Origin of the sequence: Paraburkholderia sp. GAS334 (genome assembly GCF_050436625.1) — a bacterium.
Taxonomy (GTDB): Bacteria; Pseudomonadota; Gammaproteobacteria; order Burkholderiales; family Burkholderiaceae; genus Paraburkholderia.
On record NZ_JBNDMO010000041.1, the window covers coordinates 1 to 24,067 of the forward strand.

At 59.8% G+C, this 24,067-nt stretch carries 23 protein-coding genes; 20 read left to right on the forward strand and 3 right to left on the reverse strand.

What is annotated here, in order from left to right:
* The first annotated feature begins 143 nt into the window (after positions 1 to 143).
* The 8 genes from P3T21_RS34685 to P3T21_RS34720 all read left to right on the forward strand — a co-directional run bounded on the left by P3T21_RS34685 (position 144) and on the right by P3T21_RS34720 (position 9,014).
* On the forward strand, positions 144 to 1,499 hold the full coding sequence (locus P3T21_RS34685; protein ID WP_429260412.1) for an IS30 family transposase: 1,356 nt from the start codon (positions 144 to 146) through the stop codon (positions 1,497 to 1,499).
* Positions 1,500 to 1,626: 127 nt separating this feature from the next.
* Positions 1,627 to 1,920 (forward strand): IS3 family transposase, encoded by a 294-nt coding sequence (locus P3T21_RS34690; RefSeq protein WP_429260413.1) that lies wholly within the window; start codon positions 1,627 to 1,629, stop codon positions 1,918 to 1,920.
* Between the two features lie 134 nt (positions 1,921 to 2,054).
* On the forward strand, positions 2,055 to 3,239 hold the full coding sequence (locus P3T21_RS34695) for an FIST signal transduction protein (protein WP_429260414.1): 1,185 nt from the start codon (positions 2,055 to 2,057) through the stop codon (positions 3,237 to 3,239).
* 280 nt (positions 3,240 to 3,519) lie between these two features.
* Entirely contained in the window at positions 3,520 to 4,557 is a 1,038-nt protein-coding gene (locus P3T21_RS34700) for a ribonuclease Z (protein WP_429260415.1), read from the forward strand.
* 355 nt (positions 4,558 to 4,912) lie between these two features.
* Positions 4,913 to 6,673, forward strand: coding sequence for a pyrroloquinoline quinone-dependent dehydrogenase (locus P3T21_RS34705; RefSeq protein WP_429260416.1), 1,761 nt, complete (start codon positions 4,913 to 4,915; stop codon positions 6,671 to 6,673).
* Positions 6,674 to 7,047: 374 nt separating this feature from the next.
* Positions 7,048 to 7,347: a hypothetical protein gene (locus tag P3T21_RS34710; protein ID WP_429260417.1), complete on the forward strand. Its 300-nt coding sequence runs from the start codon at positions 7,048 to 7,050 to the stop codon at positions 7,345 to 7,347.
* Positions 7,348 to 7,455: 108 nt separating this feature from the next.
* Positions 7,456 to 7,983 (forward strand): hypothetical protein, encoded by a 528-nt coding sequence (locus P3T21_RS34715; protein ID WP_429260418.1) that lies wholly within the window; start codon positions 7,456 to 7,458, stop codon positions 7,981 to 7,983.
* A 17-nt stretch (positions 7,984 to 8,000) separates the two neighbouring features.
* Positions 8,001 to 9,014, forward strand: a complete 1,014-nt coding sequence (locus P3T21_RS34720; protein ID WP_429260419.1) for a hypothetical protein — start codon at positions 8,001 to 8,003, stop codon at positions 9,012 to 9,014.
* Positions 9,015 to 9,865: 851 nt separating this feature from the next.
* Here P3T21_RS34720 and P3T21_RS34725 read toward each other — a convergent pair.
* Positions 9,866 to 10,510: a TetR/AcrR family transcriptional regulator gene (locus P3T21_RS34725; RefSeq protein ID WP_429260420.1), complete on the reverse strand. Its 645-nt coding sequence runs from the start codon at positions 10,508 to 10,510 to the stop codon at positions 9,866 to 9,868.
* A gap of 97 nt (positions 10,511 to 10,607) precedes the next feature.
* On the opposite strand from P3T21_RS34725, the gene P3T21_RS34730 reads away from it, so the two are divergent.
* The 7 genes from P3T21_RS34730 to P3T21_RS34760 all read left to right on the forward strand — a co-directional run bounded on the left by P3T21_RS34730 (position 10,608) and on the right by P3T21_RS34760 (position 17,475).
* Positions 10,608 to 12,320, forward strand: coding sequence for an AMP-binding protein (locus tag P3T21_RS34730; RefSeq protein WP_429260421.1), 1,713 nt, complete (start codon positions 10,608 to 10,610; stop codon positions 12,318 to 12,320).
* Positions 12,321 to 12,403: 83 nt separating this feature from the next.
* Entirely contained in the window at positions 12,404 to 13,219 is an 816-nt protein-coding gene (locus P3T21_RS34735; protein WP_429260422.1) for a crotonase/enoyl-CoA hydratase family protein, read from the forward strand.
* Between the two features lie 161 nt (positions 13,220 to 13,380).
* On the forward strand, positions 13,381 to 13,515 hold the full coding sequence (locus P3T21_RS34740; RefSeq protein ID WP_429260423.1) for a hypothetical protein: 135 nt from the start codon (positions 13,381 to 13,383) through the stop codon (positions 13,513 to 13,515).
* Between the two features lie 65 nt (positions 13,516 to 13,580).
* Positions 13,581 to 14,345: an SDR family oxidoreductase gene (locus P3T21_RS34745; RefSeq protein ID WP_429260424.1), complete on the forward strand. Its 765-nt coding sequence runs from the start codon at positions 13,581 to 13,583 to the stop codon at positions 14,343 to 14,345.
* A gap of 7 nt (positions 14,346 to 14,352) precedes the next feature.
* A complete protein-coding gene (locus tag P3T21_RS34750) occupies positions 14,353 to 15,111 on the forward strand; it encodes an SDR family NAD(P)-dependent oxidoreductase (RefSeq protein WP_429260425.1) in 759 nt (252 codons plus the stop codon).
* 177 nt (positions 15,112 to 15,288) lie between these two features.
* Positions 15,289 to 16,278 carry a zinc-dependent alcohol dehydrogenase family protein gene (locus P3T21_RS34755; protein ID WP_429260426.1) on the forward strand — a complete coding sequence of 330 codons (990 nt, stop codon included), beginning with the start codon at positions 15,289 to 15,291 and terminating at the stop codon, positions 16,276 to 16,278.
* Positions 16,279 to 16,485: 207 nt separating this feature from the next.
* A complete protein-coding gene (locus P3T21_RS34760) occupies positions 16,486 to 17,475 on the forward strand; it encodes a haloalkane dehalogenase (protein ID WP_429260427.1) in 990 nt (329 codons plus the stop codon).
* Between the two features lie 813 nt (positions 17,476 to 18,288).
* Here P3T21_RS34760 and P3T21_RS34765 read toward each other — a convergent pair.
* Positions 18,289 to 18,927: a TetR/AcrR family transcriptional regulator gene (locus tag P3T21_RS34765; RefSeq protein ID WP_429260428.1), complete on the reverse strand. Its 639-nt coding sequence runs from the start codon at positions 18,925 to 18,927 to the stop codon at positions 18,289 to 18,291.
* Positions 18,928 to 19,049: 122 nt separating this feature from the next.
* On the opposite strand from P3T21_RS34765, the gene P3T21_RS34770 reads away from it, so the two are divergent.
* The 3 genes from P3T21_RS34770 (at position 19,050) to P3T21_RS34780 (ending at position 21,381) form a co-directional block, all read left to right on the forward strand.
* Positions 19,050 to 19,403, forward strand: coding sequence for a hypothetical protein (locus tag P3T21_RS34770; protein ID WP_429260429.1), 354 nt, complete (start codon positions 19,050 to 19,052; stop codon positions 19,401 to 19,403).
* Positions 19,404 to 19,476: 73 nt separating this feature from the next.
* Positions 19,477 to 20,370 carry an NmrA family NAD(P)-binding protein gene (locus tag P3T21_RS34775; protein WP_429260430.1) on the forward strand — a complete coding sequence of 298 codons (894 nt, stop codon included), beginning with the start codon at positions 19,477 to 19,479 and terminating at the stop codon, positions 20,368 to 20,370.
* A 300-nt stretch (positions 20,371 to 20,670) separates the two neighbouring features.
* A complete protein-coding gene (locus tag P3T21_RS34780) occupies positions 20,671 to 21,381 on the forward strand; it encodes a GNAT family N-acetyltransferase (RefSeq protein ID WP_429260431.1) in 711 nt (236 codons plus the stop codon).
* Positions 21,382 to 21,733: 352 nt separating this feature from the next.
* Here P3T21_RS34780 and P3T21_RS34785 read toward each other — a convergent pair whose 3' ends face one another.
* A complete protein-coding gene (locus P3T21_RS34785) occupies positions 21,734 to 22,786 on the reverse strand; it encodes an AraC family transcriptional regulator (RefSeq protein WP_429260432.1) in 1,053 nt (350 codons plus the stop codon).
* Positions 22,787 to 22,960: 174 nt separating this feature from the next.
* On the opposite strand from P3T21_RS34785, the gene P3T21_RS34790 reads away from it, so the two are divergent.
* Together P3T21_RS34790 and P3T21_RS34795 are read left to right on the forward strand one after the other, a co-directional pair.
* Complete coding sequence (locus P3T21_RS34790; protein ID WP_429260433.1) at positions 22,961 to 23,230, forward strand: hypothetical protein; 270 nt, start codon at positions 22,961 to 22,963, stop codon at positions 23,228 to 23,230.
* An 11-nt stretch (positions 23,231 to 23,241) separates the two neighbouring features.
* Complete coding sequence (locus tag P3T21_RS34795; protein WP_429260434.1) at positions 23,242 to 24,066, forward strand: enoyl-CoA hydratase/isomerase family protein; 825 nt, start codon at positions 23,242 to 23,244, stop codon at positions 24,064 to 24,066.
* Position 24,067: the final 1 nt, after the last annotated feature.

The following is a 24,067-nucleotide window of genomic DNA, read 5'->3' on the forward strand; positions in this document are numbered from 1 at the left end:
ATCTGTACACGGAGCTAATGCTGCGTGCGCTCGATATGGCGCTCGCGCAGCGTCGGCCCGAGCATGTCATTCATCATTCGGACCAGGGGTGTCAAGGCGGATTCAACCGGTCGTCGCAACACCTCTGAATCCAAGGGGGTGAAATGAGAAAGAAACATGGGCGTTGCCGCCGGGGGATCCGGCCGTTAGTAGGCTCCATCGGGCGTCCGGGCGTCAATCAGAAGCAGAACCTGCAAAGGTTCTGGACGGCGATTGCAGAAGGCCTGTCAAGCGAGGAAGCGGCAGCTGCAGCTGGCGTGTCTTCTGCGGTTGGAGCACGCTGGTTCAGGCAAAGTGGCGGCATGCCCAATATCCGTCTTACACCGCTTTCGGCTCGATTTCTTTCCTTTCCGGAGCGCGAGGAGATTGCTCTTTTGCGCGTCCAGGGCCATGGCGTTCGCGAGATCGCTCGGCGCGTAGGGCGACATCCATCGACTATCTCACGGGAAATACGCCGCAATGCTGCAACCCGAAGCGGCTACGTTGAATATCGCGCAACGACCGCCCAGTGGCATGCGGAGCGGCGCGCCGGACGACCGAAGACTGCAAGGCTCGCCGCGAACCATGAGCTTAGGCGGTACGTCGAGGATCGACTCTCTGGTGCGATCACGGCTCCTGGCGGAGAGCGGGTTGGCCCTCGATTGCCATGGAAAGGCCGGCGTCATGGTGGACGCCAGGACCGACATTGGGCTGTGTCGTGGAGCCCGGAACAGATCGCCAGCCGGCTGCCAGTTGACTTCCCTGAGGATGAATCGATGCGCATCTCGCACGAAGCGATTTACCAGGCTCTGTATATCAAAGGCCGAGGAGCCTTGACGCGGGAAATGAGTGCGTGCCTGCGCCTGGGTCGACCATTGCGTGTTCCGCGCGCTCGCACACGCACGAGCGGCAAGAAGTTTGTGACGCCTGAAGTCATGATCAAAGCACGTCCTCCAGAAGTTGAACATCGCATCGAGCCCGGTCATTGGGAGGGCGATTTGATTATTGGAGTTGGCAGCTCTGCGATTGGAACGCTTGTGGAGCGCACAACGCGCTTCACGATGTTGCTGCACCTTCCCCGCATGAAGGAACACGGAATCGCAAGGACGAAGAATGGACCTGCATTGGCCGGTCACGGCGCCATTGCGGTCGGAAACGCGATCGCCGCTTCGATGAAGGTGCTGCCGGCGCAGTTACGTAAATCCTTGACCTGGGATCAAGGAGCGGAGATGGCTCAACATGCAAAGCTGCGCATCGATACGGGGCTTCAAATATATTTCTGCGATCCCCGGAGCCCGTGGCAGCGCGGTACGAACGAGAACACGAACGGCTTGCTGCGCCAGTACTTCCCGAAGGGAACAGACCTCGCTCGATATGGGGTGGAGGAACTCTCCGCCGTCGCCCACGCGCTGAACAATCGGCCTCGTAAAACACTTGGTTGGAAAACGCCTTCCGAAGTGTTCGGCGAGCATCTATCATGATCGCGTAACCCGTGTTGCGACGACCGGTTGAATCCGCCCAATACACGTCCATTGCCTTTGGGCGGCGCTGTCGCGAGGCACGCGTGCAACCGTCGATGGGCACTGCGGGCGACTGCTTCGATACGCCATGTGCGAATCGTTCTTCGGCACACTCGAATCGGAGTTGCTCGCGCGCGAACACTTCGACACCCACGAACAGGCCCGACGCCGTCTGTTCTGGTTCCTCGAGGGCTGGTACAACGTGCGACGCTTACATAGCAGCATCGGCTACCGTTCACCGCTCGAATTCGAAGAGTCGCACATAAAAAAGCAAATCGCTCCAACATGCGGGTTGTCCACCGTCGGGCGGCGTCATGGTCGTAATAGGCGACCCGCCGCCCGACGGTGGACAACCCGCGACTCATCGCTCAATGGAGGCTAAACCGCACATCGATCGCAACTGCAAATCTGTCCGTCGAAGCGGGTCAACCTCAGATCGCGGGTTTCTCAACCGCCGGCTGAACATGCCTTGCCAGCGGAGGTCCAATCTATTGTTGTCTTCGACAGGTTTGTGCCATGTCCCGCGCTTCGTTTGTCCACGCTCACGCTGCCCACGCCGATTGGCGGGTGGCCCTGGCCGAGTGCCAGAGGCAAGTTCAAACCCAAATTGCGGCCCGTGCGGCACAGCAAGACGAATCCGCTCCGTTCACGCTCGGTTGGTGTTACGTGAGCGACTATTACGCACCCGCGTCCGAGGCGATCCTCGACGAACTGCACCGGGGTCAGCCTGGCGTCGCCTGGGTCGGTACGGTCGGTGTCGGCGTGGCCGCTAGCGGCATCGAATACATCGACGAACCGGCCCTGGTGCTGATGGTCGCGCCGCTGCCACGGGAATCGTTCCGGCTATTCTCCGGCCTGCAGCCACTGCCTGCGACATCCTCCGAGTTCGTGGCCCATACCGCGCTGGTCCATGCCGAGGGCAGCACGCCGGACGTGCAAGAATTGCTGCACGAACTGAGCGCCCGCACGACCACTGGTTATCTCTTCGGCGGCCTATCCTCGGCGCGAAACCGTCCGCTGCACATGGCGGATGGCGTGTTCACCGGGGGGGTGTCCGGAGTGCTCTTCGGCCCCGAGGTCGGTCTGATCTCGCGCGTGACGCAGGGCTGCCAGCCCATCGGGCCGGTGCGCACCATCACCCAGGCCCAACACAATCTGGTGCTCACGCTGGACGGCAAGCCCGCACTCGATTGCGTGTTGCAAGATCTTGGACTCGACCGGGATCTGCCAATCGATGCGTTGTCGCAGGCGCTGTCTACCACCCTGGCGGGCTTGAGCACCGGCGCCGAGGACGTGCCGAAATGGCCTGGAAAGTTCGGCGCGGATACACTCGTGCGGCACCTGGTGGGCGTGGATCCCCAGCACCGTGTCCTGGCGATTGCGGATCTGGTCGAGCCCGGCATGCATCTGGCCTTTTGCACGCGCAACCCCGAGGCCGCCCGGGTCGATCTGGTGCGCATAGCAACGGAAATCCGCGCGGAGCTGGAAAGCGGCACGGCAGGGCACATGTCGGGCGCCCTGTATGTCAGTTGCTCGGGACGGGGCGGGCCGCACTTCGGAGCGCGGCATGCGGAGTTGCAGACGGTGCGAAATGCGCTAGGTGAGGTACCGCTGGTGGGATTCTTCGCCGGCGGCGAGATTGCAAGGAGTCACCTTTACGGCTACACCGGGGTATTGACGGTCTTTACGAGCCGGTACTGAGGCCCCGGACGGTTCTGATTTTTGCCATGGCACGAAGAAGATCCATACTACGTTTATCCACCTGAGGGATGGGCCATGCGAGAGGAGTTGTCATTTGACTGACGCGTACCAAGCCCCGTATCGGAGTAGCTACTTAAACGACGCGACGCCGCTCCTCGAAGTCTACTGAACACTCGCCTGAACATACGTCTGTAAATCGAGGCGGAGGCCCGCGCCTCGATCTTCCCGGCGCTCCGGCCCGGTACACCAACAGCCATTCGTACGCCGCCCTGACAGATTCATGCACGCCCTCTTCAAATCATGGCTTGTCAATGACGCGTTTGGCGACCCAGGTCTATACGTGGACTTTTGCGACGAACGGCGTGCCCTCCTTTTCGATCTTGGCGATATCTCCAGGCTGCTGCCCCGCCAACTGATGCGTTTGTCACATGTGTTTGTTACCCATACGCACATGGACCATTTTTCCGGCTTCGATCATCTCTTGCGCGTGATGCTCGGGCGCAAGGCTGGCATCGTGATGTTTGGCGGCCCCAACTTTCTTACACAAATCGAACACAAGCTGAGCGCCTATACCTGGAACGTGGTGCATCGTTACGAGGTCGAGCTGGTGATCGACGCGCGCGAAATCGGGGTGGACGGTGGCGGGCAGCGCGCACTCTTTTCAAGTCGGAGACGGTTCGCCCGCGAAGCCAGCCCATCCTTTGAACGATCTGACGACGTGGTGCACAACGAAGCAACCTTTCGCGTGCGTGGCCGATTTGTCGACCATGACATCCCGTGCGTTGCGTACGTGCTCGAGGAGAAGGCCCGCGTCAACGTCGCGAAGGACCGGCTCGCGGCTCTGGGGGTGTCGACGGGTGCGTGGCTGCGCGAACTGAAACATGCGGTGCTGACCGGCGCCCCTGACGAGGCGCCAATTCAGATACGGTGGCGCGATCGGCATGGCGAGCACGCCATGACCCGACAGGTCGGCGAACTGCGTCACCTGATCCTCGACATCGTTCCTGGGCAGCGCATTGGCTACGTAACGGACTTGCGCTATACGGAACCGAACGTAGAGACCCTGTCGGAGTTGATGCACGACGTGGACCTGCTTTTTATCGAGAGCGTATTTCTTGACGAGGACAAGGCCCATGGCCTGCGCAAGAATCACCTGACGGCCCGCCAGGCCGGTCTGATCGCGCGCCGGATCGGCGCCCGGGCGGTTGTGCCGTTCCACTTTTCGCCGCGTTACGAAGGACGTTCGGCAGCACTGATTGCAGAAGTGCAGGCGGCATGGTCCGCTACGTCGGTTCGGGTTGGTGAAAGGCCTGATTAGACCGGGGAAGCTTCACCACCGACCGCTCGCTCATCGTCCATGGACTCCTTGGCCACCCTGTTTCACGCCGCTGTTACGACGTCCTGTTGAGCCTGGAATGATAGTCAGGAATCGGCCAGATCCGATCGTTCGCCAGCTTGCGCGGACTGACATGCAGATGGCGGTTCCACCTTGGAAGCTGCCGTTGAGGCCGCGTTGGGGCGACGGCATGAAGTGTGGCGGCGTAGTCCGGATCTTTACGTCTTTCGGTTATTGAAGTTTGTCGGTGTCGACAAATACGCAAACGACCTAAACTTGTAGGGTTGCCCTGCCCCTGGTTCGGATCCGGACGTTTCCTCGTCCCGAGGAGGTTACCATGCAGCCCAACCGCCATACAGGGCGCGATGGCGCGCTTCGTCGAACGTTCCTGTTCGCCTTCCTGGCTACGCTTACGGTGGCTCCAGCCGGCGCCCTTGCACGGCCCGAGGTTACCGGCGGATCGGTCCACATGCATCTGTCGACGCTAGCGCCACCGAACCCGACCGTCACGCAGAGCCAGTTGGACACTGCAGCGTCCAATGCGGCGGATTGGCTGCTTCCTAACGGCTCGTATGCCCAGACGCGGTACTACCCGGGCGTACAAATCAACACCGCCAATGTGGCGCGCCTGAAGCTGGCGTTCATCTTCCAGACGGCAGTCAACGGACCACTGGAAACCTCACCTTTGGTGGTGAACGGCGTGATGTTCCTGACCACGTCGTTTGATCACGTGTACGCGATCGATGCAGCGACCGGCCGGGAGTTCTGGCACTACCAGCACAAGTTGGGGCCGGTTACTACCTTCTGCTGCGGGCCCAACAACCATGGCGTGGCGATATACGGCGACAGGCTCTTCATGGGCACGCTCGACGCAAAGCTGGTTGCGCTCGACGCCGGGACTGGCAAGCTCCTGTGGGAAACCGAGGTCGGCGATCCCGAGCTAGGCTACAGCGAGAAGATGGCGCCGATTGTGGTCGATGGCAAAGTACTGATTGGCACCAACGGGGGTGAGTACGGCGTTCGCGGCTTCGTGAAAGCGTTCGACGCCAACACAGGTCAACTGCTTTGGACCTTCTACACGATTCCCGAATCCGGACAGGAGGGCGTGTGGGCGACCAGGGATGTGACCGGCCGGGACCTTAAACGCAATATCGATGCCGAGAAGAAGCAACTTGCTGAGAAGGGTAGCGACTTCTACAAGACGCTGGGCGGCGGCGTGTGGATGACACCAGCGATCGACCGGGAAACGCGCACGGTGTACTTCGTGGTTGGGAACCCCTCGCCTGACTTTTATGGCGCAATTCGTCCCGGCGACAATCTGTTTACCGACTCGGTGGTGGCGGTCGACCTCGACACCGGCAAGTACAAGTGGCACTACCAGTACATCCCGCATGACGTGTGGGACCTCGACGCGGCGAGCCCGCCGATCCTGGTGGACGTGCGCGACCGCGACGGACGCATGGTATCTGGGGTAATCCATGCCGGAAAGACCGGGCATGTCTACGTGCACGATCGCACATCGGGCCAGCTAATCCGCTTCTCGCCGGCGATGATTCCGCAAGAGAACATGTGGACGCTGCCAACGCCGCAGGGCGCGCGCATGCTGCCGGGTGCGAACGGCGGAGTCAATTGGTCGCCGACGGCGTACAGCCCCAAGACGCGTCTCGCATATGCAGCCAACCTGCATCGTCCGTTGACGTACCAGGTCGAGGACACGCCGTATCCGGGCGGCGGCAAGATGTGGCTTGGCGGTTCATTCAAGACCATTCCGAACGAGCAGCAGTGGGGCAAGCTCGCAGCGGTGAACGTCGACACCGGGAAGATCGTCTGGTCGTTTAAAACCGATCAGCCGCTGATCGGCGGCGTATTGGTGACGGCGGGCAATCTCGTCTTCAATGGAGAAGGCAACGGCCTGTTCCGCGCATTTGATGCGCGCACCGGCAAGAAGTTGTGGGAGTTCCAGTGCGGCGCCGGCGTCAACGCCCCAGCGGTGTCGTACTCGGTGCACGGCAAGCAATATGTGGCGGTTGCAGCCGGCGGCAACCAGCTACTTGACTACAAGCGCGGCAACGCCATTGTGGTGTTCGCGCTGCCGTAATGCGCACACACTACGCTGCCTGCCCTAACGGCCCCCCAACTGCTGAGCGGCGTCGTATTTGGCGTAGCGTGTCAGTCTTTTATGCTGTCGGGCAAGGCGAAGATACCGTTGCGCCACCGGAGTGTGGCCCGCACGCTTGGATGGAGATACAAACGTCGGCTATACCCTGCGGATTCAACCGGTGGATGCAACAGATTGGTGAAATCGTTCGGCGGGCGTCTCGTAGTTCAGGGTCTTTCTTGGACGTTCAGAGCGCCAAATCGGCTGTCGCTTCGCTGCAAAATCCGCACGCAATGTCCGTCTTATCTCCGGGAGTGCATCTCGCCACTTGTTCAGGCACTCCAATCTCAACGACGGCAGAAAGGAGCACAGTCATGACCACCACCACGATCGACCAGTATGAGGTTATGTATTCATCAAACACCTTTCCGCCTCGGATCTGGCTGAAGAGCGGCGGGAAGTTTGTCGGCCAACTCATCTTCGAGGCAGATGGAAAGACATTGCCCGCTGACGGAATGAGCGGGGGCAGCATCAATCTGTATTACCACCTCGAAGATTTCCAGAACACGCTGAATCTTCTCAGCCGGGACAAGCCGATCTATTTGCTATACAACGGATCCGGAAGCGGTTTTGAGAACGGCATCATGACGACGCCCGAGCCGGTCGGCACGTGAGGTAGGCTTCGATGCCGAGGCTTAGCACCGGCGATAAGTGCAGCGTCGGTACCCCCTGACGCGCAGGCGCAATTATGATGATGCGGCTGGAAGGCGGAGAACATTACCATGGCCAATTTCCAATGGACTGGAAGCGCAGGAACAAACGCCTTCTTTACGCCGGGCAACTGGGACACTGACGGCGGAACGCCGGCGTCCGTGCCGCCGGGTCCCAACGACTCCGCGACCATCGATAATACCGCCGCGGCGATTACCGGGACGGGTACCGCGCAGGTCCTCATTTTCCAGGGTACCGACGAGATCGCCGGGCATCTGGTAGCGACCGGTGCAATTCCTGTCAAAGCACAGTTGACACTTCGTCCGGGTGCCATCCTGACAACACCCAGGCTCGGCTTGGTAGCCGGCGCGCTCACAGTCGGCAAAGACAGCAGTGTCGTAATCTTCGGACCTCACAACCTCAACGACTACGCGATCAAGCTAGCCGTCGGAGCCGGGTCTAACGCAACGTTGTTGGTAGACGGAGAGCACTCCGTCGTCAACTGTCGCAATCTGCCGATGTCTGTCGGCCAAGACGGCAACGGCCAGATGACAATCAAGAACGGAGCGGTCGTCGCCATCGGGAACGACGACCGCTGATCTACCCGTGGGCTCTGGTGATCGGGAATCACGTCACCAATGGCCAAGCTGCCACTGGCAAAGTCAAGGTTTCGAATGCGTCGCTGGTGGCGCGCGGACAGATCATCGTCGGGCGAAGGGACACCGGGACGCTGGAGGTGAACGCACGCGCCTCCGTCGTCGCGGACGACATGGTGATTGGTTATGCCGGTCCTGGCCAGGTCACTGTTTCGGATGCGTCGCTGGTGGCGCGCGGACAGCTCATCGTTGGGCAAAACGCCACCGGGACGCTGGAGGTGAACGCAGGTGCCTCCGTCGTCGCTGACGACATGTCGATTGGTTATGCAGCGCCCGCAGGACAGGGCTCCGTGTCGGTCAACGGCCACAATGCGCGCCTCCTTGTCACCAACGCGCTCGAGGTCCAGCACATGGGAACGGGCTCGCTCACGGTGACTGGGAAGGGCTCCGTGTCGGCAGGCATGGGAATTTTCGTGGACGGAACGCTATCGCTGAGCGACGGGCAAATCGAGACGACCGCCCTAGGGCTCGGCACGGGGGGAACACTGACCGGACACGGGACGGTGACCGCTGTCGCGGGTTTTGACTTGAGCGGAACGATAACTGCCGGTAATTCATTGAACCTTATTGGCGACATCGACAACTCCGGCAAAATCACAGTCGCTACGGGCGGCCATCTGCGCTGTTTTGGAACACTACTCGCCGACAACGGCACGATTGAGTTGCAGGCAAATAGCGTAGCAACGGTCGAGGCCGTTCAAACCGGTCAGACGATCACCTTTTCCGGTCTCAAAGCGCGGCTTGAACTACGGAGCCCTGGGGCATTTTCAGGGACTATTGACGGCTTTGCGAGGACCCATACGATAGAACTGGACGCCGAGGCGAATTCCTTCACGCTTGTGGGCAACATGCTCACCATAAGCGGCCCATCCGGCACCGTGGCGCAGTTGCAGATGACAGGCTCCCCTAGCGCCAACGACTTCAGGCTCAATCAACTACCTGGGGGCCGCTGCGAGATCGTGCATTCCCCCTGAAGGACCGACCTTGCCGTTCGCGCTTCAGCCGATGGTTGTTGCCACTCCGAAGCCGTCTGTTGCGCTGTGGCGCCGTCTGCAAATTCGGCGCACGCCGGAACATTCACGGACCGCGACTAATCAGGTCAGCACGATATACACGCTGGCTAGCCGGTAGCTGAATCCAGCTAGGGCGTTTGCGGATCCGGGTCGGGTACGTCCGTAGCTTCCCGCACAAGCGTGGGGCAAATGACCGCAACGGCAATCACTCGTCGGTCGCACTGCCGATACGAACGACTGTTGTACTTTGGAAGCTGCCCTTGGAACGACGTTCGACCGAACGGCGGCAGTGGGTCGGCTTGCGCCGGCTGCATGAGGCAGCAGCCGGGGGCCAGGAGCTGCCAGTCAATTTCCCATGGCGAGTGTCCTGGAGCAAAGTACTGCAATCCGCACATTGTCGAGCCGTCTGCAGCGTTAGGCGGAATTAACTGATCTCGATTAGAGATCTCAATCGGAGATTGATTTTGGCGCAATATGCGAAACGGAGGCGCATCCCGCATCGCTTCGTTCACGTCGTCTCCCGGTTGGTCGTTTCGGCGAACGAGGCGCGGCGAAGGATCCGCTGATCGAACTGAAGGGCGCGCGCTGGCGAGGCGTGGTTGCCAGCGGGCGGGCAGTGGCGGTGGGGCGTGACAGAGTTCTACGGCGGCGCCTGTCCGTCGCCGGCGGCGCGGTGTTTCCGAAATCCGTCATCGCGTCGCTCGTATGTGCAGCGACGAACAGATTCGGCCATGAACGCCAGCCTGACAAAGCGGCATTCGTCACGTCTCCATTGCGACCGAGTGCGCTGCCCTGCTTTCATTTGCTCGTATCTAAGTTTTCCCCAACCGTGAGAGGAGCACCTCGAGATGACCTGAAGCGATGGCGTCGAGATCGCTATCGAGCAAGCGCAGACGGCCAGTCTGATGAACGATAAGCGCACCGATCAAAAAGGCGAAGAGCATGCTCGCCTCGAGTCGGGCCGATGGCTCTGTGAGATCGCCGAGGGTACACAGTGCTCCGCGCAACAGATCTAGCGTAAGCGCAAGACGACGGTTCAGCTGGGCATTCAAGTTGGGACTGAGTCCTCGCGGACGTAGCCCGTGCCAAAGGTAGAGTCCCAGCGCCACTTCGTCGGGCTTTTCTCGATAGTACGAAAGGAACGCAAGCGCGGCCGCTTTCAATTTCGCGCGCGGATTGGGCGCAAGTCGGAAGGACGCTTCGACGCATTCATGTAATCGCTCCAGCGACTCCGCGAGCAGCTCGGCATAGATCGCTTCCTTCGAAGGAAAAAGTGGATAAATCGCGCCAGTCGTGCAGCCCGCCTCGGCGGCGATTGCACGCATCGAGGCGCCGTCCAGACCCCTGCGGTTGAAAACTCGTCGGGCTCCGTCCAGAACAAGTTGGCGCCGGGCCTGGTTGAGCGCGACCTCGCGCGCTTCCTTGCTGGCCTCAAAGTCAGGGTTGACAGGTGGCATAGGGCTCGTGAGGGAAAACCACATGGTACCTTGAAATAATGTCTTGACATGAAAATAACAGTGTTATTTAATGAAACCAACGTTACATGGAGGCGGCATGCTCTCAACGGAGAGGGTTCACGGGGAGGTGGGGCGATCACCAAGCTACGTGTCTGGCTTGGCGTGTCGGCCCCTACTGGGCGAGACAATCGGGGAGGCGCTGGATCGCGCCGCCAAGACTTGGCCTGATCAGCTTGCGGTCGTTGCTTGCGAGCAGGAGATACGCCTGACCTATGCCGAGCTGAGAGATCGAGCCGACGCCATAGCGCGAAGTCTAATGGCCCTCGGGCTCGTTCCCGGAGACCGAATCGGGATCTGGTCCCCAAACAACATTGAATGGGTGCTGACTCAATTCGCCTCGGCCAAGGCTGGACTGATCCTCGTCAGTCTTAATCCGGCCTACCGTTCTGCGGAGATCGAATACGCTCTCAGGAAGGTTGGTTGTCGCGCAATTGTCTGCGCGACATCGCACAAGGCCAGCAACTACCTCGATATTCTGGCAAGCGTTGCCCCTGAGTTCGAAACATCGAAACCCGGCGCATTGCGCGCGCAAGCCCTGCCCGATCTGGAGATCGTCATTCAAATCGGCGGTCCAACGGTCGCGGCAGCTATCCCCTTCGAGGATCTCTCGACAGATCGCTTCGTTTCTGGCGCATCGGTAGCCGATGTCAGCATTGATTTCGACGACCCTACTAACATTCAGTTCACCAGCGGTACGACTGGCGCACCGAAGGGCGCAACGCTCACACATCACAACATAGTTAACAATGGATTCTTCGTGGGCGAAGAACTCGGCCTTGGGCCCGGGGATAGAGTTTGCATTCCTATTCCCCTTTACCATTGCTTCGGGATGGTAATGGGGAATTTGGCTTGTATCACGCATGGCTCGGCCATGATCATTCCGGGCGCGGCCTTCGAACCGGGCGCGGTGCTCGCTGCAATAGAGAACGAGTTGTGCACAGCACTATACGGAGTGCCAACGATGTTCATCGCACTTCTAGAGCATCCTGAGTTCGATCGCTTCCGGCTCAGCTCGCTACGCACTGGCATCATGGCTGGCGCGCCGTGTCCCCTCGCAGTGATGCAGCGCGTCGTCGACCGCTTGGGGATTGGGGAGATCACGATCGCCTACGGGATGACCGAGACGAGTCCGGCTAGTTTTCAAACCAGTCGTGTGGACTCGCTGGAGCGGCGCGTATCGACAGTCGGCCGCGTTCTTCCTCATATCGAGGTGAAAATCGCTGACGAGGAAGGACAGGTAGTTCCGCGAGGGACCTCTGGTGAGCTTTGCACCCGCGGATATTCCGTGATGCGCGGATATTGGGGCGATGAGCAGCGCACCGCCGAGGTGATCGATCAAAAAGGCTGGATGCACACCGGCGACCTCGCCACGATCGACGACGAGGGTTACTGCAACATTGTCGGGCGCATCAAGGATATGGTTATCCGTGGCGGCGAGAACATCTTTCCCCGAGAGATCGAGGACTTCCTCCACACCCATCCCGATATACAGGACGTTCAGGTTTTTGGGGTGCCGGATGTCAAATTCGGTGAGGAATTGTGCGCGTGGGTCCTCCTGCGCGGCTCACGCAGGCTCGAGGAGGAGGACATCCGCGACTATTGCCGTGGCCGGATCGCTCACTACAAGATTCCGCGCTACGTTCGTTTCGTCGACAGTTTTCCAATGACTGTGACCGGAAAAATTCAGAAGTTCGTCATGCGTGAACGGATGTGTGAGGAACTCTCTCTGGCTGAGACGAAGACCGCTTAGCGCTGACTACGGCGCGCCTGTTCGCGCACTCGCAAGTGCCCATCTGGATCAATTGTCCAACTCAACTCTGAAGGAGTATTGCTATGAGCGTCTATGTCGAAAAGAACGGTCCGGTGACGACGGTCATCAACGACCGGCCGAATACACGTAATGCCGGTGACCCGGAAACGGCGGACGCGCTGACAAACGCATTCCTTGCATTTGAGGCCGATCCTGAAGCCAAGGTTGCCGTGTTTTGGGGAGCGGGCGGTGCCTTCTGCGCCGGCTGGGACCTCAAATACGCTGCGGGCCTTGCGGATCGGAAACGATTCCAGACCGAGATCGTCGAAGGCCTTGCATTTCCGCCGGGCGCGGCCCCCGCGCCGCGCGGCCCGCTTGGGCCCTCAAGGCTGGAACTGTCGAAGCCTGTGATCGCTGCCGTCGAAGGTCCCGCCGTGGCCGGGGGCATGGAGTTGGCGCTTTGGTGCGATATTCGGGTCATGTCCGAGGATGCTTATTTCGGCGTGTTTTGCCGACGTTGGGGGATTCCGCTTCTCGATGGTGGCACTGTGAGATTGCCACGACTCGTCGGTCAAGGCCGCGCCATGGAGATCATCCTGACTGGACGAAAAGTCCCCGCGGAAGAAGCATATCGAATCGGACTGTGCGAAAAAATCGCGCCAATGGGAGAGGCAAGAGCGGTTGCAGAAAGCTTGGCACATGAAATCGCCCGCTTTCCGCAAGCGGCGGTGCGTGCAGACCGCGCAAGCGTCTATGAAACCTATGGGCTGCAGGTGCGTGATGCACTCAAGCGCGAATGGGCGAATGGGCTGGAAGCCCACCATAAGGAAGGTACCAATGGTGCGGCACGTTTCGCGGCCGGAAAGGGCCGGCACGGTGACTTCGCTGATATCGCCTGAGGGTCGCAAGAGCTCGCCATCCGGGCGAAATTCTCATGTGCAGACTGATCCGATGATCATTCTCGTGACAGGTGCTGTCGGCACCCTCGGCGGGCGATTGCGGATTTCGTTGTACGGGTAGGCCAAACGCGCGCCGTGATCCAGCAGGCGGCGAGCAGCGTGTGCTCACGGTGAGCTCGGGCGGCACGATCGCGTTCACCGCGCCGCAGGTACTCGCCGCGCGGGCGTCGAGCGGGATCGCGCTGAACCTGCAGCTGGCCGATGAGGCCGTGCGTGTGATCGACGCACATCGCTGAGGCCGCGGCGCAAACGCGACGAACAACAACTTTGTCAAATTCTGAATTCATTGGGATAACGAAACATGGCAACAAATCTGTTCGACCTGACCGGGAAAATCGCGCTCGTGACCGGCGCGAGCCGCGGGATCGGCGAGGAAATCGCGAAGCTGCTTGCGGAGCAGGGCGCGCACGTGATCGTGTCGAGCCGCAAGCTAGAGGACTGCCAGGCGGTCGCCGACGAGGCCGTGAAGGCCGGCGGCCGGGCCGAGGCGCTCGCGTGCCACATCGGCCGCATGGACGACATTGAGGCCACGTTCGAGCACATCCGCGTCAAGCACGGCCGCCTCGACATCCTCGTCAACAACGCGGCCGCGAATCCGTATTTCGGTCACGTCCTCGATACCGATCTCGCCGCGTTCAACAAGACCGTCGAGGTCAATGTCCGCGGCTACTTCTTCGTGTCGGTCGAGGCTGGCAAGATGATGAAGGCGCAGGGCGGCGGCGCGATCGTGAATATCGCGTCGGTGAACGCGCTGCAGCCCGGCGACAAGCAGGGCATCTACTCGATCACGAAGGCTGCCGTTGTGAACATGACGAAGGCGTTCGCGAAGGAATGCGGGCCGCTCGGCATTCGCGTGAACGCCCTGCTGCCCGGCCTTACAAAGACCAGGTTCGCGGGCGAACTGTTTGAGGACAAGGAGATTTACGAGCGCTGGATGGCCGAGATCCCGCTGCACCGCCATGCGGAGCCGCGCGAGATGGCCGGCACCGTGCTCTATCTGGTGTCCGACGCGTCGAGCTACACGAGCGGCGAATGCATCGTCGTCGACGGCGGCATCACGATCTGAGGCGGCGATGAAGATCGACAGCTATGCAGGCCAGGTCGTGATGATCACGGGTGCCGCGAGCGGCTTTGGCGCGCTGCTTGCGCACGAGCTCGCGGCGATGGGCGCGCGGCTTGCGCTCGGCGACCTCGACGCCGACGGGCTCGAGCGCGTCGCCGCGCCGCTGCGCGCAGCGGGCGCGAATGTCATCGCGCAGCGCTGCGATGTGAGCGTCGAGGCGGACGTCGCAGCGCTCGTCGCCGCGGCGGTCGCGCAGTTCGGCCGGCTCGACATCGGGATCAACAACGCGGGGATCGCGCCGTCGATGAAGGCGCTGATCGACACCGACGAAGCCGATCTCGACCTGAGCTTCGCGGTCAACGCGAAGGGCGTGTTCTTCGGGATGAAGCACCAGATCCGCCGGATGCTCGCGCAGGGCGGCGGCGTGATTCTGAACGTCGCGTCAATGGCCGGGCTCGGCGGCGCGCCGAAGCTCGCCGCGTACGCGGCCGCGAAGCATGCGGTCGTCGGCCTGACGAAAACGGCCGCGGTCGAATACGCCCGCCGCGGGATTCGCGTGAACGCGGTATGCCCGTTCTACAGCACGACGCCGATGGTGACCGGCAGCGACATCGGCAACAAGCAGGACTTTCTCGCGCAAGGCTCGCCGATGAAGCGCCTCGGCACGCCAGAAGAAGTCGTAGCGACGATGCTGATGCTCTGCGCGAAGGAAAACTCGTATCTGACCGGGCAGGCCGTCGCCGTGGACGGCGGCGTCTCGGCGTCCTGACTGACATAGACGGAGCCGGGCTGCCGAACAAAACAGAAACTTGCGGATCAACGGTGAGTTCGTCCGCGGGCGGGCAGCTGAAAAAGGCTACACGGGTCCTATCACTCTTAAAAGCGTGGAAGCTTTTAAGCCTGCAAAAGCCGGCTGAGTTCACTGGCGCTAATCAAGGAGATTCTAATGTCACGCATTATTAAGTTCGCGAAGTCTGGCGGTCCGGAAGTTCTCGAATTCATCGAGATGCAGGTTGCGGCTCCCGGTCCCGCTGAAGTTCGCATCAAGGTCAAGGCAATCGGCCTCAACCGCGCCGAGTCGATGTGGCGAAACGACGCATACACCGAACCCGTCAAGTACCCGGCAGGTTTGGGGTACGAAGCTGCCGGCATCGTCGATGCGGTTGGCGCAGACGTGACTGGCTTCGCGGTGGGTGATGCGGTCAACGTGATACCCTCGTTTTCGATGAACCAGTACGCCACGTATGGCGAGGTCATCATCGTACCGGCCTATGCTGTTGTGAAGCACCCGAGTTCACTCTCGTTTGAGCAGGCGGCGTCGGCGTGGATGATGTTCGTGACAGCTTACGGCGGGCTCATCGAAGACGCCAAGGTAGGCAAGGGTGATTTCATTCTCATTCCCGCAGCCTCCAGCAGTGTTGGACTCGCGGCGATCCAGCTCAGCAACTATGCAGGGGCGACTCCCATTGCGCTGACGCGTACCTCGGCCAAGAAGCAGCAGTTGCTCGAAGCAGGCGCCGCGCATGTGATTGCCACGGATGAGGTCGATTTGGTGCAGGAAGTGATGCGTCTCACGGACAACAAGGGTGCACGCGTCGCATTCGACCCAGTCGGCGGCCCGAACTTCCCGAAGCTGATCTCCGCGCTAGCCTTCCAGGGCATCGTGTACATCTACGGGGCGCTCGCTGAGGGCGACACCCCGATGCCGGTGCTGGCGATGATCGCCAAGATGCCGGTTATCAAAGGTCACAACATCTGGCTCACGACCGGCGACGAAACACGCCGGAAGGCAGCAGTGGAATACGTCCTCAAGGGCCTTGAGAACGGTGCACTGAAACCGGTCATCGATCGCACATTCAAGTTTGATGAAATGGTGGAGGCTCATCGCTACCTGGAGCAAAGCGGTCAGTTCGGCAAAATCGTCGTGACGGTGTGATCGCGGATGGGGCGTGATGCACGCCATAAGATGCAGTGACCTAGACTAAATCTGACAGTGGTTGGCTTCTCGTGCTGACGCACTGCCGCGAAGGGCGTAGCCCGAAGCGGCCGTGCGCGCCGCAAACAGCAAGAAGTCCACCATGACTCAGCAAGCGACCTTCGCCGACCCTTAGATCGGCTATAAACCATTTTCCGGCGAAGAAGCGTGCAAGCCGGCAATCCGTTGTCGGGCTTCTTTCCGCGCCGATACGCGCAAATATACTCAATCGGAGGCATCAGCGTGATGCAAGCTAATTCAGCCGCAGATACAAAAAGGCCAATCTCGGCCGAGTTCGCCTATGCCGAAAACTACGCCAACCTCTATGGTTCAAGACTTCACTACGTTGATGTCGGCCAGGGTGACCCATTTCTGTTTCTGCACGGTAATCCTCACTGGTCGTATTGCTGGAGAAACGTTATCCCCCATCTCGAGCCGCTTGGCCGCTGTATCGCGCCGGATTTCATTGGGTTCGGGAAATCCGATCACCCCGACATCGAGTACAGGATCTTCGATCAGATCAGATTTATCGAAGAGTTCGTGGTGCAGTTGGATCTTCGGAATATCACGCTGGTTCTTCACGACTGGGGCGCGCTTGTCGGCCTCGATGTGGCTCGGCGATTTCCCGAACGCATTCGCGGCGTTGCGTTCTTTGAGTTTCCTGTGAAGCCGCCGGGGACGCTCAAGGAGACTTGGCCGCTCATCGCCGACGAGTTCGAAAAGCTCCGCTCGCCGGAAACCGGCCCCGAGCTTCTGATGGGGCAGAACCTGATCGTGGAAAGTACCATCCCGGCCGTCACATTGCGAAAGCTCAGTGAGGAGGAGATGAACCAGTATCGAGCCCCGTTCCCGGATTGGGAGTCGCGCCGCCCAATGGCCCGGCTTCCGCGCGATTGGCCCTTTGGGGGGGAGCCGATCGACACGGCTTGGGTGATCGCCAAGTACAGTGAATGGCTGATTGAATCACCTATTCCGAAGCTGTTGATTCACGCGACCCCCGGTCTGTTTGTGACGCCGGAGAATGCGGCATGGGCGGCAAGCAACTTTAAGAACATTGACACCCTCGACCTCGGGCCCGGCGTTTTCATGCTGATGGAGGACCACCCCCACGAGATCGGAGAGGGCATCGTGAAATGGTTCGAGGCGAAGGTCGCATGACCATTCGCGCAGGTCGGTTCGCGCTGGATAGCCGCATCACGCTGTAGCTGAGGCGGCGTCGGCGACACCACCGCACAACAACGGTCCCCTTGATTTCGCTGCGTTTTATTGCTGTAGACAGGCCTAGTTGCGACAAGGGTTAGCGCTTTGCCCCTAAAATAATAACCAATCAAATCAGTCACTTCCTGACTGGTCTTTCCCCCACTTCTCAATATCTCCTTGCTGCGCCACGGCCAGTAGCCGCGTGCGCCGATGGCCGACGTGGAGTCGGTTTGACGGCGATAAGTTCCGACGGCGATGCATCCCCGGTGATTTGCACCAGCGTCCGTACATATCGGCGGGCGTAGAAATGCCACTGCGATTCGGCGAATTCGTCAAGAACCTCCCTGCAGTGCGGAAAGGCCGAGGGAGCGTACGCGACATTCGCAAGTTTCGTTGCGCGCCTCATATGCTTTGAAATCCTGACTGGCCGGTCCGTACCCGCGTAAAGCCTGAGCGCCGACTGCCTGATCCTCGGCGTGACACTCGTCGTCGTTTCGTGGATAGCTCGGCTGCTATGCGCCTCCCTTCGGACATTCGAATTGCCGTGACGTGCGTCCGAAATGGGACCCATTTGCGCCATTCAGACAAGACTCACGACCGTCCGCTTCCCGGCCGATACGAGCCAATCGTCGGTGACGCTTTGACCTGCCGCTCGCCGGCCATCGCGCGCGGAAAACTAAGCGGCGCGTTTCGGCACGGTGGAAGAGAGCGGCGGCTCTGGCGTCCTTAAACGAGATGTGTTGATTTGCCACCAAATCAACACTCAATGGTTTATGCACTCTCTGCTTGCGAACTCCGGCGCTTACGTGTCGGGACATTTGCTTGTGGCGAACACTGCAATAGAACGCGAACGACGTTTTGCGCGTTCAGCAGGATCGTCTCCTCTGTGCCTGGATCAGGGGCGAGTCGGGACAGCGTCACCGCACCCACCAACGTCGAAACAATCGCATTGGCCACGTCTGCATGCCCCGCGATACCTAGCTGCTGCGTTTGCTGGGCGATCTGTCGGACCAGGCGCTCGTAGCCGTCTACGGTCGTCGCCTTGACCTGTTCGTCGGAGTGCCGAAGTTCACTGCCCAGATTAGCCAAAGGACACAAATACACCGGGTCTTTGCCCTGAAGTTGGTGAAGATAGAGAGAAACGATGGTACCGAGCGCTTCCCTTGGCGGCTTGCCGGCGATGGCACGCTCGAACATGTCCATCAGTTGCCCGAACGCTGCGCCGTTGGCTTCGGCAACCAGTTGCCCCTTCGATCGGAAATGCCGAAAGAAGCCGCCTTGCGTCAGGCCAGCGGCAACCATGATGTCGGCGATGCCTGTTGCGGCGAGACCCCTGGTTAGAAATACCCTGGAAGCCGTTGCGACGATACGCTTCCTCGTTTCGGCCGTTTCAATTCTCGACTTTCTCATTTTGCTGACCCTGGTTCCAGAAAAACGCCTTGCGGTTTTTAGAGTTCTAGTCTACTCTAAATTTAGCGGTCGAGAATGCTCTAAATTCCGACGAACCCGATGTCCCACCTTTGGAATCCGAAATGACACCGCCAGCCATCCAGGCGTTGCCCCCAGTACCGACCACCAGGATCCTGGCGATCGGCCAGTTCACGTCGGCACCATCGTTAGACCAGCTCAACGCCCATCTACCGTTGGAAGTCCCTCAAACGATACGCCTCTATCTCGACGGCAAGATCGCCCAGTGGTACGCCCGGCAGGATCGCCCCGGCGTTGTCTTCCTGCTCGACGTTATGAGTGTCGAGGAGGCGCATGCACTTCTCGAGGAGTTGCCCCTTGGTCAGGCTGGTCTCATGACGTTTGAGTTCATTCCCATCGGACCTCTCAAGCAGTTACAAGTCTTGCTTCCGAACTCTTCGTCAACAAGCGGCAGTTGAGCAAATGCCCCGCTAACGGCATCGCCGAACTTCAGTGAACTCCTTGTCCACGGAATACCATCAGGATAACAAAATGAGTAGCGATCTCTATTTGATCACCGGTGCTACCGGCAAAACCGGCAGCACCGCCATTGAGGAACTGCTGTCGCGCGGCGCCAGGGTAAGGGCCTTTGTTCACCGCGACGACGAGCGGGCCGCGGCATTGCGTGCCAGGGGCGTTCAGGTTGTCTGCGGCGAGTTGCTTGACAGCCATGCAGTACGCCATGCATTGCGGGGAGTGACCGGCGCCTACTTCGTCTATCCGGTCATGCAACCGCAACTCGTTGATGCGACCGCGTATTTCGCGGATGCCGCCAGGGACGCAGGTCTTCGCTCGATCGTCAATATGTCGCAGATTTCAGCACGTCCACAGGCCAAGAGTCGCGCATCGCTGTCTCACTGGTACGGTGAGCGGGTGCTCGACTGGGCGGGAACGCCGGTGACGCATCTGCGCCCCACCTTTTTCATGGAATGGCTGACGTATAGATTTCAACTACCGCAGATCGTCAATCATGACCTTCTTAAAGTGCCGGCAGGAAACGGCCGCCACGCCCCCATTGCGGCGTCGGATCAAGGACGCGTCATTGCCAACCTCCTGTTGAATCCGACGCCGCATGCGGGGAAGAGTTACCCGCTGTACGGCGCTGTCGAGATGAGCCACGCCGAACTTGCCAGGACGTTGAGTGAGGTGCTGGGCAGGGAGATCCGCTACGAGGACGAGAGCTTCTCTGCATGCGAGCAACGCCTGTCGCAGATGGGTCTTTCTGAGCATTTCATCCAGCATGTCGTTTCGGTGTATCGCGACTATCAGGACGGCGTCTTTGCCGGCACCAACGACCTGGTTGAAACCATTACGGGTAGAAAGCCAATCACAGTTGGCGAATACGTCAAAGCCAATATCGAGCTCTTTCGGCCGAACACGAAGTAATCCAGAGTCGCCCCGCCATCAACCAAACATTCGGTTAGCGCATCGGAGTTGGAACCAGCTACGGGCGTGTTCTTTCAGCGCGAAATCACGTAGCGACCGCGAGCCGCGCGAAAGTCTGGCGTCTCAGTAGCCCCAACCGTCGTGCGCACATCCCAATCGGCGGATTGCGAAAGCGCTTCTGGACGGATCCCGACGGGTGATCAAACAGCGTCTTTCACCGGAAATGTGAGCGCAACCAGAATGCTGCCGTGTCACGACGCTGCGGCAGTCGGTCCTCCGCAAATTTGCGAGGTAACAACTATGCACCCCTTAGACAATCCAGTATGGCAAGCACTCACAGGCCCTCAACGGCATTTCGGCATCGGCGAGGGTCGAGCGAGGCGCTATCAGCCAGACATTTCGCCAATAGCAGCACTGGAAAATCCTCTGGCCAGCAAGTCGTGGACAGCACTTGCCGATATCGTGGAGGTTGGCGAAACGATCGGTCTGTTCGGCACCAGGAGCGAATCAGTGCCGGACGGCTGGGAAACCGAGTGGCGCGATCCGTTTCTGCAGATGATCTGCACGCAGACGAGTTTCCGCGCACCGATCAGGGGTACGACGGCGCTTGTGATTAGGGAGCTTCATCTGTCCGATGGCGCTGCGATGGTGGCCCTGGCAGGCTTGACGCAGCCCGGACCGATGGAGGAGCGCACGGTGACACTCGGGCGCTATCTCGGCATCTTCGACGGTAACGCTTCCCTCATTGCGATGGCCGGCGAACGCGTTCGCCTTGACGGGTTCACGGAAGTCAGCGGCGTCTGCACGCACCCGGACCATCGGGGTAAAGGCTATGCCAATGTCCTTGTCGCCGCGCTCACGAAGCAGATCGTCGAACGCGGCGATACGGCTTTTCTTCACGTCAAGGACGGAAACAGCGGCGCCGCTAGAGTGTACGAAAAACTTGGATTCTCGGTCCGTGCCGTGCGCGACATCGCTGCATTGAAAAAAGTGGAAGAGATGCAGGCCTGAACTTTCGACCCGATTGCCGCTCATTGAGGAAGCCCGGGCGCGATTTGCCCGTCTCGACCAGGATCCTGGCGATCGGCCAGTTCACGTCGGCACCATCGGCAGACCAGCTCAAGGCCCACCTGCCGTTGGAAGTGCCCCAAACGGTACGCCTCTCGTGGCTGCCGTTCTGGTTTGCTGTCTCGTATGTTGGAGTGCCGCATGACCCAACACGATACGTTTATCGGCCACGTTTGGCGGCGCGCTTCGGGCAGCGCCGCAAACCTCCAGCCTCGAGGCGGCCGGAGCCGCGCGCACCAGCCGCAGTGCAGTGCCGGCGCGGATGCTTCACTTTTGTAACAGTCGTCGGCCTCCCTTACGCATCCTTGTTTTGCCCCTTTCGATACAGACTGGGTGAATTTCCAGTCCACTTCCTGAACGACCTGCGGAAGCTCGCTGCATCAGAAAATCCGATGCGCTCGGCGACCTGATCAATGGGAAGCCTTGTATTTTCAAGAAACTCGATAGCGAGTGAACGACGAACATCGTTCAGCACCGTTTGATACGAATAGTGATCATCGGCCAATCGTCGATGCAAGGTTCGGAGTGACATACCTAGCTGGGCAGCCATCTTCTCGGCCGAAGGGAACACGCCCGGCGAGTTTAAGCAGGCCATCCGTATTTGCCGGGGAAGCTCGGGGATTCCGTCTCGTTCCTCAAGAATGCGATCACAAAGTTGCTGACAGATTTGCGCAGTGATCGGATTTGCATTTGGACACGGGCGATCCAGCACGCGAACGTCAAAATGCCATTCCATCGAGTCGGCACCGAACTCCACTGGACAATTAAACATCCTTTCGTAGTTTCGCCAATGCGGAGGCGCCGGATACGCCATGACCATCCGCTTCGACGGAAAAGGCGCTTCCAGCACCCGGCTGAATAGAACCGTCATTGAGCTCCGCCAGAATTCCGCGACAAACGGCAACATGTCGCGGAGCGACGCGAGCCCATGGCTCCTCAAGATTCCGGTGTCCCCCTCGGTCGAATAGCTGATTTGCAGAACTGCCCCGGCCATCGTGACATTTTCAACGCTAAATTTCAGGGCGTCTCCAAAGGTCGTACTGCTGACCATGGCATAGCCATATATGCCGAAGTCACTGATCCTCTGACGCGCCCCTGCAAGCAATCCCACATCGGCCCGTGTCGCAAGCCGTTGGGCGTTTCGATAGATCGCGAGGCGTTGCCGGTGTGAGATTCTCGCCTGATGATCCTCCAGCTGTCTCGCATGGACGCCGGTATTCGCGAACAGTTTGTTCACGGAAACCCCTTCTGCCGCCAGCTCGGCCGCGAGCGCGGCCAGCCCCAGAAGACTCTGCGTCGGAGCGTCGAGATCCGGATACAGGGGCGTAATTATTTTCGGTGGTCGCACGATACGTCTCACTCCAGTATGCGGATATGCTCGCACAATTTTCAGGTGCCTGTCGAGGGCGCTTTGGCACACTTTGACGCGGCAATTGGCGTGGTTTGACGTTGCTGCCTATCGATGTCGCTGAGATAGTAACCATCAACGGCACACGCCGAAATTTTAGATGGAGACGAGTCAGTGAAGCCCTATCTGACACTGGTGACAACCCTGATTAGCGCCCGTCGGAAATCCATGGATGGCGCAATCGGCCCCCAGCCGTATTCGCAATTCCCCCATGGCGATATGTCGGAAGCGGGCTGGACAGCGGGTTGCGGATGGCTCGCAAAACCGCGCGCACGTCCGTTCCGCGACGCAACACGCTTCACCCTTTCAACCCATCGCGGCGACGTCCGTTTTCGGCGTACCCAATCGGTAACGGACACGCAGGCCGAAATCCCGACCCATTAGCAACGCCGCGGATGTCGCCCAGGCCAGCGGCCTTTCTCCGTCTAACGAACACTGTAGAGAGAACCATGACTACTGTAAAAATTGAAATGGATGGTGCCGTAGGAGTCGTTTCACTGGCAAAGCCACCGCACAACCTGATCGACGACGCGATGATTGCAGATTTACTCGCCGCGTATCGAGACGTAGTGGCCAAAGGCGCCCGCGCGATTGTGCTCAACAGTGAGATGCGTCACTTTTCCGCGGGTGCGGAAATGAGCTCGTTTTCTGACGGCAAGACGGTGATCCAGCATAACCCGGATCAATTCTTCGAGTTCCTCGATGTGCTGGAGAACGCACCGGTCCCGACCCTCGCTGCTGTTCATGGAGCCGCGCTTGGCGGTGGCCTTGAACTGGCGCTCACCTGCGACTTGATCATCGCCGCAGACACGGCCTACTTTGGACAGGTCGAGAACATCGTGGGCCTGATCCCGTTGCTCGGGGGCACTCAACGACTCGTTCAGCGAGCGGGCGTCGTGCGGGCCAAAGAAATTGCGCTGATCGGGCGCCGGCACTCAGCGGAAGCATTTGAACGCTGGGGCATCATCAATCACGTTGTGCTGGAAGCCGAACTCCAGACTGCAGCCATGTCGCTGGGCAAACAGCTGGCAGCAGGCCCGACCGCAGTCCTCAACGGCATCAAGCAGCAGGCCAATCTCTCGGCCAATGGCGGCGTCCGTAGCGCGGACCTGGAACAGGTCAACCTCAACAACATGATCTGGAAGACGGCCGACCGGGAACGAGGTTTCGCATCGTTCTTTTCGACAGGGCCCGCAACAGCCGAATTCAAGGGAGACTGAT

What these genes read in the sequence shown, in the direction of transcription:
- P3T21_RS34695 (WP_429260414.1), top strand. Translation starts at nt 2,055, where the DNA reads ATGTCCCGCGCTTCGTTTGTCCACGCTCACGCTGCCCACGCCGATTGG.
- P3T21_RS34755 (WP_429260426.1), top strand. Translation starts at nt 15,289, where the DNA reads ATGTCACGCATTATTAAGTTCGCGAAGTCTGGCGGTCCGGAAGTTCTC.
- P3T21_RS34710 (WP_429260417.1), top strand. Translation starts at nt 7,048, where the DNA reads ATGACCACCACCACGATCGACCAGTATGAGGTTATGTATTCATCAAAC.
- P3T21_RS34770 (WP_429260429.1), top strand. Translation starts at nt 19,050, where the DNA reads ATGACACCGCCAGCCATCCAGGCGTTGCCCCCAGTACCGACCACCAGG.
- P3T21_RS34775 (WP_429260430.1), top strand. Translation starts at nt 19,477, where the DNA reads ATGAGTAGCGATCTCTATTTGATCACCGGTGCTACCGGCAAAACCGGC.
- P3T21_RS34735 (WP_429260422.1), top strand. Translation starts at nt 12,404, where the DNA reads ATGAGCGTCTATGTCGAAAAGAACGGTCCGGTGACGACGGTCATCAAC.
- P3T21_RS34765 (WP_429260428.1), bottom strand. Translation starts at nt 18,927, where the DNA reads ATGAGAAAGTCGAGAATTGAAACGGCCGAAACGAGGAAGCGTATCGTC.
- P3T21_RS34715 (WP_429260418.1), top strand. Translation starts at nt 7,456, where the DNA reads ATGGCCAATTTCCAATGGACTGGAAGCGCAGGAACAAACGCCTTCTTT.
- P3T21_RS34730 (WP_429260421.1), top strand. Translation starts at nt 10,608, where the DNA reads ATGCTCTCAACGGAGAGGGTTCACGGGGAGGTGGGGCGATCACCAAGC.
- P3T21_RS34700 (WP_429260415.1), top strand. Translation starts at nt 3,520, where the DNA reads ATGCACGCCCTCTTCAAATCATGGCTTGTCAATGACGCGTTTGGCGAC.
- P3T21_RS34795 (WP_429260434.1), top strand. Translation starts at nt 23,242, where the DNA reads ATGTCGCCCAGGCCAGCGGCCTTTCTCCGTCTAACGAACACTGTAGAG.
- P3T21_RS34725 (WP_429260420.1), bottom strand. Translation starts at nt 10,510, where the DNA reads ATGCCACCTGTCAACCCTGACTTTGAGGCCAGCAAGGAAGCGCGCGAG.
- P3T21_RS34745 (WP_429260424.1), top strand. Translation starts at nt 13,581, where the DNA reads ATGGCAACAAATCTGTTCGACCTGACCGGGAAAATCGCGCTCGTGACC.
- P3T21_RS34690 (WP_429260413.1), top strand. Translation starts at nt 1,627, where the DNA reads ATGTGCGAATCGTTCTTCGGCACACTCGAATCGGAGTTGCTCGCGCGC.
- P3T21_RS34780 (WP_429260431.1), top strand. Translation starts at nt 20,671, where the DNA reads ATGCACCCCTTAGACAATCCAGTATGGCAAGCACTCACAGGCCCTCAA.
- P3T21_RS34685 (WP_429260412.1), top strand. Translation starts at nt 144, where the DNA reads ATGAGAAAGAAACATGGGCGTTGCCGCCGGGGGATCCGGCCGTTAGTA.
- P3T21_RS34750 (WP_429260425.1), top strand. Translation starts at nt 14,353, where the DNA reads ATGAAGATCGACAGCTATGCAGGCCAGGTCGTGATGATCACGGGTGCC.
- P3T21_RS34705 (WP_429260416.1), top strand. Translation starts at nt 4,913, where the DNA reads ATGCAGCCCAACCGCCATACAGGGCGCGATGGCGCGCTTCGTCGAACG.